The sequence below is a fragment of the Virgibacillus proomii genome (assembly GCF_900162615.1).
GTDB classification, from domain to species: Bacteria; Bacillota; Bacilli; order Bacillales; family Amphibacillaceae; genus Virgibacillus; species Virgibacillus proomii.
Genome location: NZ_FUFN01000007.1, coordinates 14,763 through 32,492, shown reverse-complemented (window position 1 = coordinate 32,492; position 17,730 = coordinate 14,763). Strand labels below are relative to the sequence as shown.

Genomic DNA, 17,730 nt, shown 5'->3' with positions numbered 1-17,730 from the left:
CTGATGATTCCACAGAGAAACTTGGGTAATGAGTAATCATCATTATTTAGAAAGTGAGGCTATATAGTATGAAAGCAACAGGAATAGTTCGTCGTATTGATGATTTAGGAAGAGTAGTAATTCCTAAGGAGATCAGAAGGACACTGCGAATTAGAGAAGGAGATCCACTGGAAATTTATGTGGACAGGGAAGGAGAAGTTATTTTAAAAAAATATTCTCCTATTAACGAATTGGGCCATTTTGCCAAAGAATATGCAGAGGCGCTGTTTGACTCCCTACAAACGCCTGTAATTATTTCCGATCGCGATGAAGTGATTGCTGTAGCAGGTGAATCAAAAAAAGATTATCTAAACAAAAATATTAGCTCAACTTTAGCGAAAATAATCGAAGGTAGAACACATATTATTGAAAAAGAACCACAAACTTTAGAGATTATCGAAGGACATGAGCAAGAATTAAATTCCTATTGTGTTAGTCCAATTATCGCTAATGGTGATGCAATTGGCTCTGTAGTGATTTTTGCCAAAGAGGGAGAGCCATTTAGCAAAGTAGAGCAAAAAGCAGCAGAAACAGCTGCAAGCTTTTTAGCTAAGCAGATGGAATAATATACTTGCTTATCTGTTGTATGCAAGCTGTCATTCTAATAATAGGATTAGAAGGCAGCTTGTTTGATTTGAGAGGATGTTTAAAATAGTTTCGCTAAAATGTATAATAATTTAGTACTTAAATGAAGACCGATAACTTTTAGTAATAATCGCTTTTTCAGTAATAGGTATTCTTTATTCAAGTAAAATAAGCGGAGTAGTCCCCCTTAAAGGCGGAAGGAAACGCCAAGGATGAGGGTTTCCTTTCGATTTACACTATAGGAAAGTATAAAACTTTAGGCTTTATCCCGCATGTAAGGTGCCGTAAGACTCTTGCTTCAAGATCTTGAGTTGATACAAAGGGTCAAAGTGGGAGAAAACGGCACCTAAATGCCCGATTGGTTCAAGGGCCTTTAGGTCATACCCTTGTGGTACTAACATTCCGTGTAAAAGGCATTCCACGGAATGAAGTTTCACTTTATCGTATAAGAAAAACGATAGCTTTCGCCGTAAAGACTCGGCGGGCAAGCCAAGTTTTTCTGAAAATCTATGCTATAATGAGTGGATAAACGTGTGAATTAAAGGAAAGTTCAACATGAATAGTAATGAAACGAAACACCTCGTTAAAGGGGCATTAATACTAACGATAGCTGGAATCATAAGTAAACTATTAAGCGCTGGTTATCGAATACCACTACAAAATTTAACCGGAGACATTGGTTTTTATGTCTATCAACAAGTCTACCCTATTTTAGGGATTGGTTTTATGTTAGCACTATATGGGTTTCCGTCTGCGATATCCAAAATGGTTGTAGATAGGAAATCCCAGTATCAAGAGCTATCCTTATTTAGTTTCTATCTGCCTGTTTTATTTATCCTCTTTTTGATAAGTGGGGGGCTATTTGTTTTTTTATTTGTGAATGCTCCATATATTGCAGGCTGGATTGGAGATAGCCTTTTGATAGAGACATATCGATTTACTGCTTTTGCTTTTTTGCTTATTCCAGTTATTGCTTTATTGCGTGGCGTCTTTCAGGGAAATTATATGATGAAACCGACCGCTTTTTCGCAACTGGCTGAGCAAACGATACGTGTAGCTGTGATTATCGCAACTGCAATAGTAATTGCAGAAAGCGGAAAATACATTTATGAAATTGGAAAATGGTCTGTAATAGCCTCTATTTTGGGGCAAATTGCCGCAATTTGTGTTCTTATCCTATTTTTTTTCCGAAGCCGACCAATTGGTAGCAAGAAGGAAAAAATCCCTTGGAACTATTATGTGTCTACAATTTTTATGTTTGGCGTCATCGCCACCTTGAATCATATGGTGCTGCTTATTCTGCAGTTTGCTGACACATTTACCCTCTTTCCAAGTCTGTTAAAAGGTGGATATTCAAAAGTAACAGCAATGGAGGCGAAAGGCGTGTTTGATCGCGGACAACCGCTGATTCAATTGGGAACCGTGTTTGGTTCATCACTAGCATTAGCACTAATACCATCCATTTCCAAAAAAAAGCTATCAGCTGATCCTCATACATTTTACCCATACATACGCGGAGCTATGGTGTTTAGTGTGTATTTAGCAACAGGGGCTACTATTGGACTGATACTAATCTTACCAGAAGTAAATCTGGCTTTATTTCAGGATCAACAAGGAACAAGCGAGTTGCAAGTGCTTGTATGTTCTATTGTTTTAAGTTCGGTGGCTATTACCGCTTCGTCTATTTTGCAGGGGTTAGGTCATATAAAGCGGGTTGCCTTGTTTATATTAATTGCTTTTTTTGTAAAATGGATTGCTAATCAAGTACTTGTTCCTTCTTTCGGTTTAATGGGAAGTTCGATTGCTACAGTTTTAGCGGTATTTTTATTTTGTGTGGTGGCATTAACAGAGTTACGCAGAAAGTTACCGCTTTTAAAACTATTAAGGGCGATACGCTGGCAAGCTTTTTTATTATCGGCTATTATCATGATTATTTATTTATATATCGTTCAGGGGTTATTCCTTTCATTCTTTGACGACTCTAGGCTTGGTTTATTTTTGTTTGTTAGTCTGCTTTCTATTACAGGTGCGCTCGTATATGGATATAGCTTAATAAAACTACGGGGATTCACAGAGGAGCAATTACAAATGCTCCCATTTCCTATCCATTTGATGAAGTTAAAAAACAGGAGAGATGAGCATGTTTAAGGTTGAAATAGTCGGATTAGGTGCAGGTGATTTAGATCAATTACCATTAGGAGTTTATAAAAAATTAGTATCTGCAAACAAAACAGTCTATACACGTACGATTGATCATCCAGTGGTGGTTGCTTTACAAAAAGAGGGTACTACTTTTCATTCATTTGATTATTTGTATGAAGAAGAGCAACAATTTCCCCGCGTATATGAGCGAATCGTCGAGGTTATTCGAGAGAAAGCGATGAAGGATGATGTCATCTATACCGTGCCCGGACATCCTATGCTTGCCGAAAAAACAGTACAATTACTATTAGAGCAAAAAGGGATGAACGTCGTAATCGTTGGCGGAAGTAGCTATTTGGATGATATCTTTACAGCGTTGAAAATTGATCCGATTGAGGGTTTTCAGTTTGTTGATGCTACTTCTTTTAATCGAAGCGAATTAAATTTTAAGAACCACCTCGTTTTTTCCCAAGTTTATGATCAATTTGTTGCATCAGAGGTAAAATTAACCTTACTAGAGGACTTGCCGGCAGATTATCTGATTACGGTTGTGGAAGCTGTGGGAAGCAAAGCTCAGTCGATAAAGCAAATACCATTAGAAATGTTAGATCGTACGGTGGAAGTTAGTAATTTAACAAGTGTTTACGTCCCTCCTGCACCAGACGACGTATTACATCATACATTTTGGCAACTGCGCAAAGTTATTCAAAAGCTTCGTGGACCTGGAGGATGTCCTTGGGATCAGGCCCAGACGCATGAAAGCTTGCGGGAATTTGCGATTGAAGAGGTATATGAATTAATTGACGCCATTAATACGCAAGATGATGACGGAATCGTTGAAGAATTAGGAGATGTACTCTTACAAGTGATGCTCCACAGTCAAATTGGAGAGGATAATGGATACTTTAATATCGATGATGTCATTCGAGGTATTACAGATAAAATGATTCATCGTCATCCTCATGTTTTTAAAGATACTGCTGTGAATAGTATTGCTGAAGTAAAAAGCAACTGGGATCAACTGAAACAAGCCGAAAAAGGTCATGCACGCGCTTCTATGATAGATGGGGTAGCAAAGCATTCACCTTCGTTAATAAGAGCATATCAATTACAAAAGAAAGCAGCAAAAGCAGGTTTTGATTGGGATAAAGTATATGGTGTATGGAATAAGCTGGAGGAAGAGATAGCTGAGTTTAAAACTGCCATTTCAGTTGAATCCATGAATGAACAGGAAATGGAGTTCGGTGATATTTTATTTGTGCTTGCTAATTTAGCAAGGCATTATAACATTAACCCTGAGGTAGCATTAAACAGAGCGAATGAAAAGTTTATATCACGTTTTACTTATATTGAAGAGATGCTTATAAAGCGTGGCAGTTCGATTCATGACGCCACATTTGCTCAAATGAGTGAATTGTGGGAAAGAGCAAAAGAAGGGGAGAATTAACATGCGATTAGATAAATTTTTAAAAGTATCCCGATTAATCAAAAGGCGAACACTAGCAAAGGAAATAGCAGATCAAGGGAGAATAATTATAAATGGGAAACCAGCAAAAGCTTCATCTACATTAACTATAGGTGATGAGGTCGTTATTCAGTTTGGACAGAAGCTCGTCACGATTCAAGTAAATGAATTACGAGAAACGATTAAAAAAGATGAAGCAGCCTCACTGTATACCGTAATAAAAGAAGAAAAATTAAATCGCTAGAATTTGTTCTACTCTTGTCCCTCCTATCATAAAGTAATATTGATAAGGAGGGCTTTTTAATGAATTATTACGAGAACAAAGAAAATATAACGCGTTCGACAATAGACCATAATGTGAAGATTAATAATCGTAAAAACTTAGAGATAAGCGGTGTGAAAGAAGTAGATAGTTTCGATAACGAAGAATTTCTGCTGGAAACAGTAATGGGTTATTTAATTGTTCGCGGACAAAACCTTCAATTAAAGAATCTGGATGTGAATGAAGGATCTGTTGTCATCAAAGGGAAAATTTATGAGCTTTCTTATATAGATGAACAGCAGGAGAAAGCTAAAGGATTCTTTAGCAAGTTATTTAAATGAGTTTAAGTACGCAGTTTATTACGATGCTAACGATGATCTCAAGTGGTTTTTATATTGGTGTTATTCAGGATACATTTCGCCGTTTTACTCCTTATTGGAAAAACAGGCGAATCATGACATATGTTATGGAGATTGGATTCTGGTTAACCCAAACGTTATTGTTATTTTATATTTTGTTTTTAGTCAATGGTGGGGAGATTAGACTGTATATAATACTTGCCTGCTTATTAGGGTTTTCCACTTATCAGGCCGTTGCGGCAACTAGTTATAAAAAGCTATTGGAGCACATTATTCGAATGGTTAGTGCAGTGTACCGTTTCTTTGTTAAAGTCGTACAAGCTGTGATTATTTCCCCAATAAAAGGCGTTATATTCATTCTTTATAAAATCATCATGTGGCTTATTAAGCTTATACTTAAGCTTATTTTATTTGTTATCATCGTTATTATTACACCGATAAAATGGCTTCTTTTATTCATCTTTCGCTTACTTCCTAAAAAAGTTCAAGGATTTATATTAAAATTAGCAGGAATTTATAGTACAATGAAGAATAAGTGTATAAAGATATGGAAGTATGTGAGCTTGAAGAGGAGGTAAAACGTTGGCCCGAGAAAAACGAACAGTAACAGAATTAGATTCGAATTACATGCAGCAATATAATGCTCATGTAAAAAGGCAGAAGCGAAAAAAACAACGTTTAATTCGGCGTCTTGTGTTGTTTTCTATCATAGCACTAATTGCTTTTGGTAGTATGACGACATACCATATGAAACAGCGTGCTCTTCATGCAGAAAAAAAAGAAGAATATGAAAGATTGCAACAGGAAATAGTAGATTTAAAAAATGAAGAGGTCAGCTTACAAGAAGAAGCAGAACGATTGAAAGACGAAGAATATGTATTAGAAATAGCCAGAACGAATTATTTCTTCTCTAAAGAAGGCGAATTGATCTTTAAACTACCGGATGAGGAACCCGCTTATTGACACACTTTCACTTGCTTGGCTATAATATAGTAGTAAGCTGATGATATGTCATTAGTGATTAAATATTAGTTTCCTAAAAATCTTAAGGAGGAGCATTTTTTTTATGTCAATTGAAGTAGGCAGCAAGCTGCAAGGTAAGGTAACTGGTATCACTAATTTCGGAGCCTTTGTAGAAATCGAGCAAGGAAAAACAGGACTTGTTCACATTAGTGAGGTTGCCGACAACTATGTCAAAGACATTAACGATCACCTTTCTGTCGGTGATGAGGTGAAGGTCAAGGTCATTAATGTTGAAAAGGACGGGAAAATTGGCTTATCTATCAAAAAAGCAATAGATAAACCAAAACGTCAACGAGATAGCCGTGAACGGATGGAATCTTTTGAAGCAAAAATGAATCGCTTTTTAAAGGATTCAGAAGACCGTCTTGCCTCTTTAAAGAAGCACACGGAATCCAAACGTGGGGGTCGAGGTGCTAAAAGAGGATAGCAGTTGCTGTCTATAAAAAACGGATAATAATGCTCTAGTTATAAATTGTGTTTTTGCAGTTAGCATCTAGTTGTCAAAATAGCGAACCTTTGTTGTAATAAAGGCGAACAACAAGCAGGGATTACCAATATGGTGTAATCCCTGCTTTTGTTCTTGTTTAGAAACGATATCCGTTTGTACATAGGTCATTATCAAATTTAATATAACCAGATTTTCTCAAAGATTCAGAATAGACAACAAAAACTCCCTGTAATGTAACAGGGAGTTTCTTTGATTTATATGATAGCGGCGGAGGGGATCGAACCCCCGACCTCACGGGTATGAACCGTGCGCTCTCGCCAGCTGAGCTACACCGCCAAATAAGCCAACATGAAATATAATACAATAGGAAGTTCCGTCTGTCAACAATTATTTAGTAGTTATTATAAAGGAGTCATGAATAGAAAACTTCTCATGGGATGGATGTTGAATCTAACAATAAAAAAACAAAGTAGCTAATTATGTAAAGTTCCCGTTTCCCAAGTAATAATTAATTATACCGTCAAAACTCGAATTATGCCTTATTATTTGTTTGGCAAAAAAAGAATAGATAGGAATATGCAGTATTCGGCAAAAAATGTGCTTTTTTCTTGGGGAACTAAATAGAAGAAAACTTTTATATATGTCTAAGAAAAAAATTTCATTTTTAACCTGGTGAATATTTTTTGAAAAGTAGCTTCGTTGTTTGGCATAAGCGCTCGCAGCTAGCAAACTTTACCTTTCTTCCTAAAGTCAACATCGGCTCGAATCTAACCCGTCAGGTGATTTCCGGTTGTTCGTCTTGAACCGAGCGCTTCTAGCGTTTGTTCCACTATAGGAAAGTATAAAACTTTAGGCTTTATCCCGCATGTAAGGTGCCGTAAGATTCCTGCTTAAAGAGCCTTTAGTTGATACAAAGGGCCAAAGTGGGAGAAAACGGCACCTAAATGCCCGATTGGTTCAAGGGCCTTAAGGTCATACCCTTGTGGTACTAACATTCAGTAGGAGAGGGAAGAAAACTCCTACTGAATGAAGTTTCACTTTATCGTATAAGAAAAACGATAGCTTTCGTCATAAAGACTTCGCGACAAGCCAAGTTTTTCTAAATGAAGAAGAATGATTTGGATAAACGGTTGATAAAAGTATAAAAAACGCAACTGTAAATAAAATGGTATTTTACTAAACTCATAAAATAAGTTCAGTCTAAACAAACGCGCGTTCGTGTTGAAAACTGTTTAAGGCATAAAAAGACGTCGAACGAATTTTTAATCATGCTCCGTTGTTTTGACAAAAATAGTTGGCATATTGTGATTTAATGATATGCACAAGAGGGAGTGGTAGTTATGATGGATTCAATTTCAAGAGTGGAACCTAAAGCATTCGGAGCGCAGCGAACCAATCAAATGGACAAGCTTCGAAGCCGGCTATATGCAAAGCTAAAACATATATTGCTAGAGCGGAGCTGGCTATTTTATGTTATTGGTTTTTTGTTGGGACGAGCAGTTATATTATCAGTTGTTTCTCCTTTTGCGGTAGCTTTTTTAGCAACAGTATGGTTTGTTCATAAGGAAAAAACAGTTAGAACTATTGTTGCCATTATGCTTGGTGCCTTAAGCTATTCTGTTACGCACGGTATCTTCATTGCTTTAGGACTACTTGTCTTTGTTTTTTTAGCGGGATTGTTTAAGCAGGCAAAACGTCAGCAGCTACTAATACCGTTATTTGTCTTCTTAGCTACTGCAGGAACGCGTATTTTTCAATATTCCATTGAACGCCAGTTAGCAGCTTATGAATGGTTGCTTATTTTAGTAGAAGGAGTGTTAGGAACAGTTCTTGTTTTAATATTTATGCAAAGCTTGCCTTTATTATCACCTAAAAGGTATAATCCGGTATTAAAAAATGAAGAAATCGTCTGTATGATTATTTTGATCGCTTCCATTTTAACTGGAACAATAGGATGGCAGCTTTATGGTGCAGCAATTGAGCAAGTTTTTTCTCGTTATTTTGTTTTAATTCTTGCCTATGTCGGTGGAGCTGCCATTGGTTCAACGGTAGGTGTAGTTGCCGGACTAATCTTGTCACTTGCAAATGTTGCGAATTTATATCAAATGAGCTTACTAGCGTTTTCTGGTCTTTTAGGCGGATTATTAAAAGAAGGGAAAAAACCAGGTGTAGCTGTTGGACTATTTGTTGGAACCTTTTTAATTGGAATTTATGGAAATGCGACAGAGCTTGTTCCGTCTATTATGGAATCTTCTATTGCTATTGTACTGTTTTTGCTTACACCGGCAAACTGGTTTAAAAACTTGTCCCGGTTTATTCCGGGAACAGATGAATATACGAATGAACAGGAACGATATTTACAAAAAATTCGTAATGTTACCGCTAAACGAGTAGAACAATTTTCTGATGTGTTTCAAGCATTATCGAATAGCTTTGCCACTGCTGATGGTCAAGATGAAAGTGAACAGGAGGCACAACGGGAGACTGATTATTTTTTAAGTCAAGTAACCGAAAAAACATGTCAGAACTGTTTTAAGAAAGAAAGATGCTGGCAAAAGGAGTTTGATAAAACGTATACATTAATGGAAATGCTGAAGGATGGTATACAAGAAGAAGGGAAACTACCAAGAAAGGCATTACGAGAATTTGAAAACTTTTGTGTAAAGCCACAAAAAGTCATTGATGTGATGAAGGAGGAGACTTCCTATTTTGAAGCAAATCAAAAGCTAAAACAACAAGTATTAGAAAGTAAGAAGTTGGTGGCAGAGCAATTACAAGGTGTATCAGAGGTGATGGAGGATTTTGCTAAAGAGATTCTAAAGGAACGAGAACATCATGAGCAACAGGAACTACAAATTGTTCACACGTTAAAACAGATAGGATTAGAATTAGAAAAATTGGAAATTTATAGTTTGGATAAAGGGAATATTGATATTGAAATGACATTAACTTTTTATAGTTACCATGGAGAAGGGGCTAAGTTAATTGCACCAATATTATCTGACATTTTAAAAGAAGTAGTTGTTGTGAAGCAGGAGGAAATTGCACCGTTTCCAAATGGTTATAGCTATCTCGCTTTTGGTTCAGCGAGGGAGTTTGTTGTTGAAACAGGAGCGGCTAATGCTGCTAAGGGAGGTGGACTTATTTCTGGAGATAGTTATACGACCATTGAATTGGGAGCTGGTAAATTCGCCATGGCGATTAGTGATGGTATGGGAAATGGGGCACGTGCTCAAGAAGAAAGTGTAGAGACACTGCGGTTGTTACAGCAAATTTTACAAACGGGAATACCTGAAAAGGTAGCAATCAAATCCATTAATTCAATTTTATCTTTAAGGTCAACGGACGAAATATTTGCAACATTGGATTTAGCAGTAATAGATTTGCATGACGCATCTGTACAGTTTTTAAAAATTGGTTCAACACCGAGCTTTATTAAACGAGGAAATGAATTGATTAAAATAGAAGCAAGTAATTTACCAATTGGAATTATTCAGGAGTTTGATGTAGATATTGTCAGTGAACAGTTGCTACCAAATGATATATTAATCATGATGAGTGACGGCATTTTTGAGGGGCCAAAACATGTTGAAAATACAGATATATGGCTGAAGCGAAAAATTCGAGAAATGCGAACGAACGATCCACAAGAGATTGCGGATTTAATTTTAGAAGAGGTGGTTCGTACAAGATCTGGAGAGATTGAAGATGATATGACGGTGGTTGTTGCTAAAATCAAAAAAAATATTCCTAAATGGTCATCGATTCCAATTCATACTGCGTAATATTTTATTTATTTTACGAATAGCTAATAAAATTCTACTTCTACGTTAACATGTATCATACTTTGATATGGAGGTGTTTCGACAGTATATAAAGTAGGCTTTACCATATAACTAAAAAGGAGATCACTGTAAGTTTTGTGTAGCTTAAGAAAATTTTTTCATTGTGGATATTTTTTAGAAGTGGCTTCGTCTAGCTTAAACGTTCAAGCTGTAGCAAACTTCGAACTTCTTCTTACGATAAGTCAACATCGGTTCGAATCTAAAGGAAGACCAACTAAAAGCGGGCTTACCGCCCAAGTGTCGCATACCCCTTTTTTTATGGCATGTTCCTTTATCCCGAATATAAGGAGGCGTATTTTTCTACTATAGAAAAACATAAAAAAATTTTAGGCTTTATAGTAAGAAAAACGATAGCTTTCGCCATAAAGACTTGGCGAAAAGCCAAGTTTTTCTAATCGTTTCAATAATCTGTTTATTATTTTGCAACTTTATGAGAAGAACGCCTCCTAAATCCCCGATTCGTTAAAAGAGGCTTTAGGTCATCCCTTTAAGGTACTAATAATCCGTGTAAAAAACATTTCACGGACTGAAGTTTCACTTTACTCCGTTAGAAGTTCTCCAGTTTGCATGTTGCTACCTGAGCGCTTTAAGCGTTTGCTCCTAACCGTACTTTCAGACCATGTATAGATATGGTTAAAAATGGTGATGATGGTACTGAAATAGTTGGGAGGTAGATGGAGTTGAGAAAAGGAACCTTAAGACAAATTTTACTTATTACAGATGGGTGCTCCAATCAAGGTGAAGATCCTGTTGCAACAGCCTCGTTGGCGCATGAGCAAGGAATAACCGTAAATGTAATTGGCATATTAGAAGATGATCAGTTAGAAGAGACGGATAGTTTAAGAGAAGTTGAGGATATTGCCCTGTCAGGCGGAGGTGTGAGTCAGCTTGTTTATAAGCAAGCATTGTCGCAAACGGTTCAATCAGTAACCAAGCAGGCGATGACACAGACAATGCAGGGATTTGTTAATCAAGAGCTTCAACAGATTTTAGGAAAAGGTCAAACGTTGGAAGATGTAGAGCCGGAAAAACGTGGCGAGATTATGGAAGTTGTAGAGGACATGGGAGAAACTTGTGATTTGGAAGTACTTGTTTTAGTAGATACGAGTGCCAGTATGTATGATAAGCTTCCCACGGTTAAAGAAGCGTTAATTGATTTATCGATTAGTTTAAACGCTCGAATTGGTCGCAATCGGTTTGCTATTTGCCGTTTTCCTGCCAAACGAAAAACCATGGAAAAAATTCTGGATTGGTCGCCTGCTTTAGATACGTTATCATCCATTTTTCCGAAGCTGACTAGCGGAGGTGTTACCCCAACCGGACCGGCAATTCGTGAATCAATGTACCAATTTAGCAAGAAGGGCTTACGAAGGAGCTTTATAAATGAAGACGAACCAGGGCTGGAAGAAGCATAATTATGATGTACGGCCAGGAATTAAGATTCGTGGAAAGTGGCATGGAAAGACATATTTAATAAAAAGCAAGCTTGGGTCTGGTGCAATTGGAGCCGTATATCTTTGTGAAAGTAATGGGAAACATGCGGCTTTAAAAATAAGTGATAACCGTTCATCAATGACAGTTGAAGTTAATGTGTTGCAGTCTTTAGGAAAGGTCCAAGGAAATCGACTTGGACCTTCTTTATTGGATGTGGATGATTGGACATCGCCAACTGGGGCGAAGTATTCTTTTTATGTCATGGAGTACCTGCAAGGAGAATCATTAATTTCGTATATTCAAAGTCGGGGAGAAGCGTGGGTTGGCATATTTATGATTCAGCTTTTAGATGTTTTAGAAGACTTGCATAAGAGCGGGTGGGTATTTGGTGATTTAAAAACAGATAATCTCCTTGTCGTATCTTCCCCGCCGAAAATTCGCTGGGTAGATGTAGGTGGAATGACGCAAATGGGGAGAGCGATTAAAGAGTATACGGAATTTTTTGATCGAGGATATTGGGGGTTAGGCAGTAGAAAAGCAGAACCAAGCTATGACCTATTTGCATTTGCTATGATTTTTATCCATGTTTACTATCCACAAAGATTTGCAAAAGGTCCACACCCGCAAAAAATGCTATTTCGTAAAATAGATGAAGCAAAAGCATTAATCCCGTATCGTTCTTTATTAAAAAATGCCATAATGGGAAAATATCGTTCGAGCACGCAAATGAAAAAAGAATTAGTACAAATCATTTACACGGCTCAGCGGAAACGTCAGCAACAAAAGACTCAAGGTCAATCGGTAAAGCAACCCGCACTGTTACTGGAAGCGGGGGGAATTTCCATTATGGCAGTAAGTTATTATGTAATATCTTTACTTTTTCAGTAAGTAGGATTGTGATAGGATAATACTAAAGGAATTTTAACAAAACTGAAAAGCAGATGCGCATTATTATTTAGGTAGAGCTGGGTCATCCTTGAACAGAAATTAAAAAGTCTAACATGAAAAATAAGCCGGTGTATTTTAACATAGAAGTTGATGCGACTTGTAAATTTATTGTTTGACACGTGGGCACAGTTAGGCAATTTTTCTTCTTCTCGTTTTTTAGGTATCAAATCTAAAGCAAAACCGGTAAGCGAAAAATCCCTTTTTTGACACTTAGGAAAGTATAAAACTAGGCTTTATCCCGCATGTAAGGTGCCGTAAGTTTCCCACTTCAAGACCTGAGTTGATACAAAGGGTCAAAGTGGTAGAAAACGGCACCTAAATACCCGATTGGTTCAAGGGCCTTTAGGTCATACCCTTGAGGTACTAACATTCCGTAGGAGAGGAGAAAACCCTTGCTGAATGAAGTTTCACTTTATCGTATAGAGAAAAACAATAGCTTTCGTCATAAAGACTTGGCAACAAGCTAATATTTTCTAAGATTGTTATATTTTATCCTCCTTTATGGAAAAGTTAGAAGTGTTTGAAATATGTTAACTGACCCAGTTCTTTTAAAAAAACATAGAAGTCTACATACTTTTCAAATTGTTGTTAGATTGGTTTAGTGGAGATGGAAAGATGAAAACAATAGTGAAAGATTTCATATTGAAACATAACTTGTTTACAAAAGACGCAACCATTTTAGTTGGTGTTTCTGGTGGACCAGATTCAATGGCTCTTCTGCATTATTTACATTCGCTCAAGGATGAATGGAACTTTCGCGTTGTTGCCATAAGTGTTGATCATCAGCTGCGGGGAGAGGAATCATTGAGAGATTTGCGCTATGTGGAAAATGTTTGCAAACAATGGAAAGTAGAATTTATCGGTAAATCTGTTGATGTGCCTAGTTGGAAAAAAGAAAAGAAACAGGGAACTCAAGTTGCTGCACGAACCTTGCGTTATGCTATTTTTGAACAACAAATGGAACAGCTGGGTGCCAATTATCTAGCCTTGGGACATCATGGCGATGATCAAGCAGAAACGATGTTGATGCGACTCACTCGCTCTGCCGATTCACAAGCTTTGGTAGGAATTCCCGTAAAACGAGCGTTTGCAGGAGGTTCAATTGTACGACCGTTTCTTTGCGTAACAAAGGAGGATATTTGGAATTATTGTGAAGCCCATAATATTACTCCGAGACTTGATCCTTCAAATGAGGAAACAACCTATACTAGAAATTATGTGCGACATCATATTCTTCCCTTACTAAAAGAAAAAAATAGTAACTTACATACCACCATTCAGCATCTTAGTGAAACATTAGCCATAGATCAGGCGTATATAACAGAAGAAGCAGAAAACATGGTACATTCAGTAGTCCAGTTTGATCAAGAAAAACAGGAATTATCTTTTGAAATTGATCAATTTAAAACGTATGCATTTGCTTTACAAAGACGAGCCTATCATCTAATATTAAACTATCTGTATATTGATTTACCAAAAGATTTATCGTATGTCCATGAAGAGCAATTTTTTGCATTATTACACCGACAAACTGGAAATGCACAAATTGATTTCCCTGCTGGCTTAAAAGTAGAAAAATCCTATAATCAGTTAAGGTGCCACTTCTGTGATGATCTTCATTGTTCATCGTCATTCCATAAGCATATAAAAATTCCAGGAAAGACCATTTTGCCTGATGGTTCAGCTATTATAGCTAAATACGTAGATGCTTTCTCAGAAGAGACAAAGGACAGCTTCTGCTTTGATGCCAGCCAGGTCGCACTTCCATTACATATAAGAACCCGAAAACATGGAGATAAAATGCATTTAAAAGGGTTGAACGGAAGCAAGAAGGTAAAGGATATTTTTATTGATGCCAAAGTACCTCGTAGAAAGCGAGCAATTTGGCCGATTATAACCGACGATCATGGGGAAATATTATGGTTGGTTGGATTACGAAAAGCGTCACTTGCCAAACGATCCACCAGCACCTCACAAATACAACTATATTATGAAAAATGCAACATGTAGGAGGAGCAGATTATATGCATAATGATATTAAAGAAGTGTTAATATCAGAAGAGGAGATTGCAAACAAATGTAAAGAATTAGGAGCTCAGCTAACGAAGGAGTATGAGGGGAAGTTCCCACTGGCTATTGGAGTATTAAAAGGTGCTATGCCCTTCATGTCTGATGTATTACGTTATACAGAAACTTATTTAGAAATGGACTTTATGGATGTGTCCAGCTATGGCAAGGAAATGCGCTCCTCTGGAGAGGTGAAGATCGTTAAAGACCTTGATACTAAAGTAGAAGGTCGGGATTTATTAATTATTGAGGATATTATCGATAGTGGGTTAACATTGCGTTATTTAGTTGATTTATTTAAGTATCGAAAAGCAAATTCCATCAAAATAGTTACACTACTTGATAAGCCATCAGGAAGAACAGCCGATATTAAAGCGGATCTTATTGGCTTTGAAGTGCCAAATGAGTTTGTCGTGGGCTATGGTTTGGATTATCAGGAAAAGTACAGAAACCTTCCATATATTGGCGTTTTAAAGCCTGAAGTGTATGGTGGAACATAGGTCAAATATAACAGTCAAATAATTAACACTAAATTTTTTTAAGTAAATGAAGTTATTAAGGTAAATTAGTTGTATTGCAACTTTTTTATATGGTACGATTTAATATAGTTTTTCCCCGCTTGGGAGGAGGTAAGTAATGAACCGGATATTTCGGAACGCGTTCTTTTGGATACTGATTTTCTTTGTAATTATCGCGGTTATTTCAGTATTCACTGGGCCGAATGAAGAAGCAAAACAATATAATGTTAAGCAATTTATGGATGCTTTAAATAATGGCGAAATTAAAGAAATGACGATGCAGCCTGCTAATGGCATTATTCGTTATAAAGGAACTTTAAATGATGATGAAAAGCCTTTTATTGCACAAGTTCCTGATAATACAGAGATTATTGCTTCGATTACGAAGCAAGCAAATGAACAAAGTGTACTTAAGGTAGAAGAAGAAGAACAGCCTAGTATGTGGGTAACGCTTTTAACAACGATGATTCCTTTCCTGATTATCGGACTCTTTTTCTTGTTTATCCTTAGTCAAGCCCAAGGTGGCGGCGGCGGAGGCCGTGTGATGAACTTCGGTAAGAGTAAGGCGAAGATGTATACCGAGGATAAAAAGAAAGTACGCTTTAAAGATGTTGCTGGTGCAGATGAAGAGAAGCAAGAACTAGTAGAAGTGGTTGACTTTCTAAAAGATCCACGTAAATTTGCTTCACTCGGTGCGCGAATTCCAAAAGGAGTGTTGCTTGTTGGACCTCCTGGAACTGGTAAAACGTTATTAGCGCGTGCTGTAGCCGGCGAGGCAGGAACACCATTTTTCTCTATCAGTGGTTCTGATTTTGTGGAGATGTTCGTTGGTGTTGGTGCATCCCGTGTACGCGATTTATTTGAAAATGCGAAAAAGAACGCACCTTGTATTATTTTTATAGATGAGATTGATGCAGTTGGTAGACAACGTGGAGCTGGTCTTGGTGGCGGTCATGATGAACGGGAACAAACATTAAACCAGTTGCTGGTGGAAATGGATGGTTTTGGTGCAAATGAAGGTATTATCGTCATTGCAGCAACGAACCGTGCAGATATTTTAGACCCGGCGTTATTGCGTCCAGGACGTTTTGATCGTCAAATTATGGTGGACCGGCCAGATGTAAAAGGACGCCAAGAAGTGTTAAAAGTACATGCTAGAAATAAACCGTTAGCTGACGATGTAGATTTAAAAACAATTGCTATGCGAACACCTGGATTTTCGGGTGCAGATTTAGAAAACTTACTAAACGAAGCTGCATTAGTAGCGGCAAGAAGAGATGCTACTAAAATTGAAATGTTAGATATTGATGAGGCAATTGACCGTGTTATCGCTGGACCTGCAAAGAAAAGCAGAGTTATTTCTGAAAAAGAGCGTAATATTGTCGCCCATCATGAAAGTGGTCACACCGTTATTGGCATGGTTTTAGATGATGCCGACATGGTGCATAAGGTTACGATCGTTCCTCGTGGCCAGGCCGGTGGTTATGCTGTCATGCTTCCAAGAGAAGATCGTTATTTCATGACCAAACCTGAATTGTTTGATAAGATAACAGGGCTATTAGGTGGTCGTGTAGCTGAGGAAATTATGTTTGGTGAAGTAAGTACAGGTGCACATAATGACTTTCAACGTGCAACAGCCATTGCTCGAAAAATGATTACAGAGTATGGCATGAGTGATAAAATTGGACCATTACAATTTACTAGTGGTAGCGGACAAGTCTTTCTTGGTCGTGATCTCAGCAATGAACAAACCTATAGTGAAGCGATTGCTCGAGAGATTGATAAAGAAATGCAAAACTTTATTAATTATTGTTATGATCGAGCTAAAAAAATCCTTACTGAGCATAAGGATAAGCTTGAGTTAATTGCACAAACTTTACTAGAAGTAGAAACGCTTGATGCTAAGCAGCTTAAGTCGCTTTTTGAAGATGGAGTATTACCTCCAGAAGACGACGATAAGGTAAAGGTGAATATTCAATCTAAAGAAGATGAACCGGAATCTTATGAAGAAGCAAAAGAAAAAGCTAGCAAAAAGTTAAACGAACAAACAACAGAGCAGCCTTCTAAAGATAGTAATGTATCTACTTCATTTGATGAAATAAAAACGTCTCCAACATCTCATGAAATCAGAACGGATAATAAACCGACAGCAGAAGATGAAGAGGAGAAATAAAAAGGAATGGATCTCCCCCCACCTTAATGAGATGAGCAAGGTGGGGGTGTTTTTTATTTCGTATGTAACTGCCCTTCCTGCTACGAGGTGAAACCCAAGAGGATAAGTGGAGGATCCAATCGCAAGTAAAATGTTCTACTCTGTTCAGAGGCTGTTAAATCATTCCCTTGCGGTACAATTAATTGGGCATAAAAGAAAACCACGTTGTTTGTTATGATCCCCTTATAGTACGGGAAAAAGAAAGTACATTATTCTTCTACAAGGTGCACCGAAATTGGGCTGACTAACAGCTAACTTATGATCCCTAGTTTTTCGAATTGATTGCTTAAGAGATCGTATCAAACATGTGTAATATATTACTCAGTTGTCATGCTTTTAACTGTGTTTATAAATATGGTATATTAAAAGCCAAGTAAAATTAA

14 protein-coding genes and 1 tRNA gene are annotated in these 17,730 nt (G+C 37.3%); 14 read left to right on the top strand and 1 reads right to left on the bottom strand.

Annotation, left to right across the window (positions count from 1 at the left end):
• Nucleotides 1-68 precede the first annotated feature (68 nt).
• The 8 genes from spoVT to BN1066_RS00185 all read left to right on the top strand — a co-directional run bounded on the left by spoVT (nucleotide 69) and on the right by BN1066_RS00185 (nucleotide 6,302).
• Nucleotides 69-605, top strand: a complete 537-nt coding sequence (spoVT, locus tag BN1066_RS00220) for a stage V sporulation protein T (protein ID WP_077317494.1) — start codon at nucleotides 69-71, stop codon at nucleotides 603-605.
• Between the two features lie 574 nt (nucleotides 606-1,179).
• Entirely contained in the window at nucleotides 1,180-2,772 is a 1,593-nt protein-coding gene (locus tag BN1066_RS00215) for a putative polysaccharide biosynthesis protein (protein ID WP_077317493.1), read from the top strand.
• Nucleotides 2,765-4,213, top strand: a complete 1,449-nt coding sequence (yabN, locus tag BN1066_RS00210; RefSeq protein ID WP_077317492.1) for a bifunctional methyltransferase/pyrophosphohydrolase YabN — start codon at nucleotides 2,765-2,767, stop codon at nucleotides 4,211-4,213. The genes BN1066_RS00215 and yabN overlap by 8 nt, the downstream gene beginning before the upstream one ends.
• A gap of 1 nt (nucleotide 4,214) precedes the next feature.
• Entirely contained in the window at nucleotides 4,215-4,475 is a 261-nt protein-coding gene (locus BN1066_RS00205; protein WP_077317491.1) for an RNA-binding S4 domain-containing protein, read from the top strand.
• Between the two features lie 59 nt (nucleotides 4,476-4,534).
• Nucleotides 4,535-4,834: a sporulation protein YabP gene (gene yabP, locus BN1066_RS00200; RefSeq protein WP_077317490.1), complete on the top strand. Its 300-nt coding sequence runs from the start codon at nucleotides 4,535-4,537 to the stop codon at nucleotides 4,832-4,834.
• Nucleotides 4,831-5,430 (top strand): spore cortex biosynthesis protein YabQ, encoded by a 600-nt coding sequence (gene yabQ / locus BN1066_RS00195; protein ID WP_077317489.1) that lies wholly within the window; start codon nucleotides 4,831-4,833, stop codon nucleotides 5,428-5,430. Before yabP ends, yabQ begins: the two co-directional genes overlap by 4 nt.
• A 4-nt stretch (nucleotides 5,431-5,434) precedes the next feature.
• Complete coding sequence (locus tag BN1066_RS00190; RefSeq protein WP_077317488.1) at nucleotides 5,435-5,815, top strand: FtsB family cell division protein; 381 nt, start codon at nucleotides 5,435-5,437, stop codon at nucleotides 5,813-5,815.
• 103 nt (nucleotides 5,816-5,918) lie between these two features.
• Complete coding sequence (locus BN1066_RS00185; RefSeq protein ID WP_077317487.1) at nucleotides 5,919-6,302, top strand: S1 domain-containing RNA-binding protein; 384 nt, start codon at nucleotides 5,919-5,921, stop codon at nucleotides 6,300-6,302.
• Nucleotides 6,303-6,585: 283 nt separating this feature from the next.
• Here BN1066_RS00185 and BN1066_RS00180 read toward each other — a convergent pair.
• Nucleotides 6,586-6,659, bottom strand: a tRNA-Met gene (locus BN1066_RS00180).
• 1,004 nt (nucleotides 6,660-7,663) lie between these two features.
• On the opposite strand from BN1066_RS00180, the gene spoIIE reads away from it, so the two are divergent.
• The 6 genes from spoIIE (at nucleotide 7,664) to ftsH (ending at nucleotide 17,308) form a co-directional block, all read left to right on the top strand.
• On the top strand, nucleotides 7,664-10,108 hold the full coding sequence (gene spoIIE, locus BN1066_RS00175; RefSeq protein WP_077317486.1) for a stage II sporulation protein E: 2,445 nt from the start codon (nucleotides 7,664-7,666) through the stop codon (nucleotides 10,106-10,108).
• A gap of 740 nt (nucleotides 10,109-10,848) precedes the next feature.
• Nucleotides 10,849-11,583: a VWA domain-containing protein gene (locus BN1066_RS00170; RefSeq protein ID WP_077317485.1), complete on the top strand. Its 735-nt coding sequence runs from the start codon at nucleotides 10,849-10,851 to the stop codon at nucleotides 11,581-11,583.
• On the top strand, nucleotides 11,552-12,490 hold the full coding sequence (locus BN1066_RS00165) for a protein kinase domain-containing protein (RefSeq protein WP_077317484.1): 939 nt from the start codon (nucleotides 11,552-11,554) through the stop codon (nucleotides 12,488-12,490). Before BN1066_RS00170 ends, BN1066_RS00165 begins: the two co-directional genes overlap by 32 nt.
• Nucleotides 12,491-13,165: 675 nt before the next feature.
• On the top strand, nucleotides 13,166-14,560 hold the full coding sequence (gene tilS / locus BN1066_RS00160; protein WP_077317483.1) for a tRNA lysidine(34) synthetase TilS: 1,395 nt from the start codon (nucleotides 13,166-13,168) through the stop codon (nucleotides 14,558-14,560).
• Nucleotides 14,561-14,574: 14 nt separating this feature from the next.
• Complete coding sequence (gene hpt / locus BN1066_RS00155; protein ID WP_077317482.1) at nucleotides 14,575-15,117, top strand: hypoxanthine phosphoribosyltransferase; 543 nt, start codon at nucleotides 14,575-14,577, stop codon at nucleotides 15,115-15,117.
• A gap of 136 nt (nucleotides 15,118-15,253) precedes the next feature.
• A complete protein-coding gene (gene ftsH / locus BN1066_RS00150) occupies nucleotides 15,254-17,308 on the top strand; it encodes an ATP-dependent zinc metalloprotease FtsH (protein ID WP_077317481.1) in 2,055 nt (684 codons plus the stop codon).
• The last annotated feature ends 422 nt before the right edge of the window (nucleotides 17,309-17,730 follow it).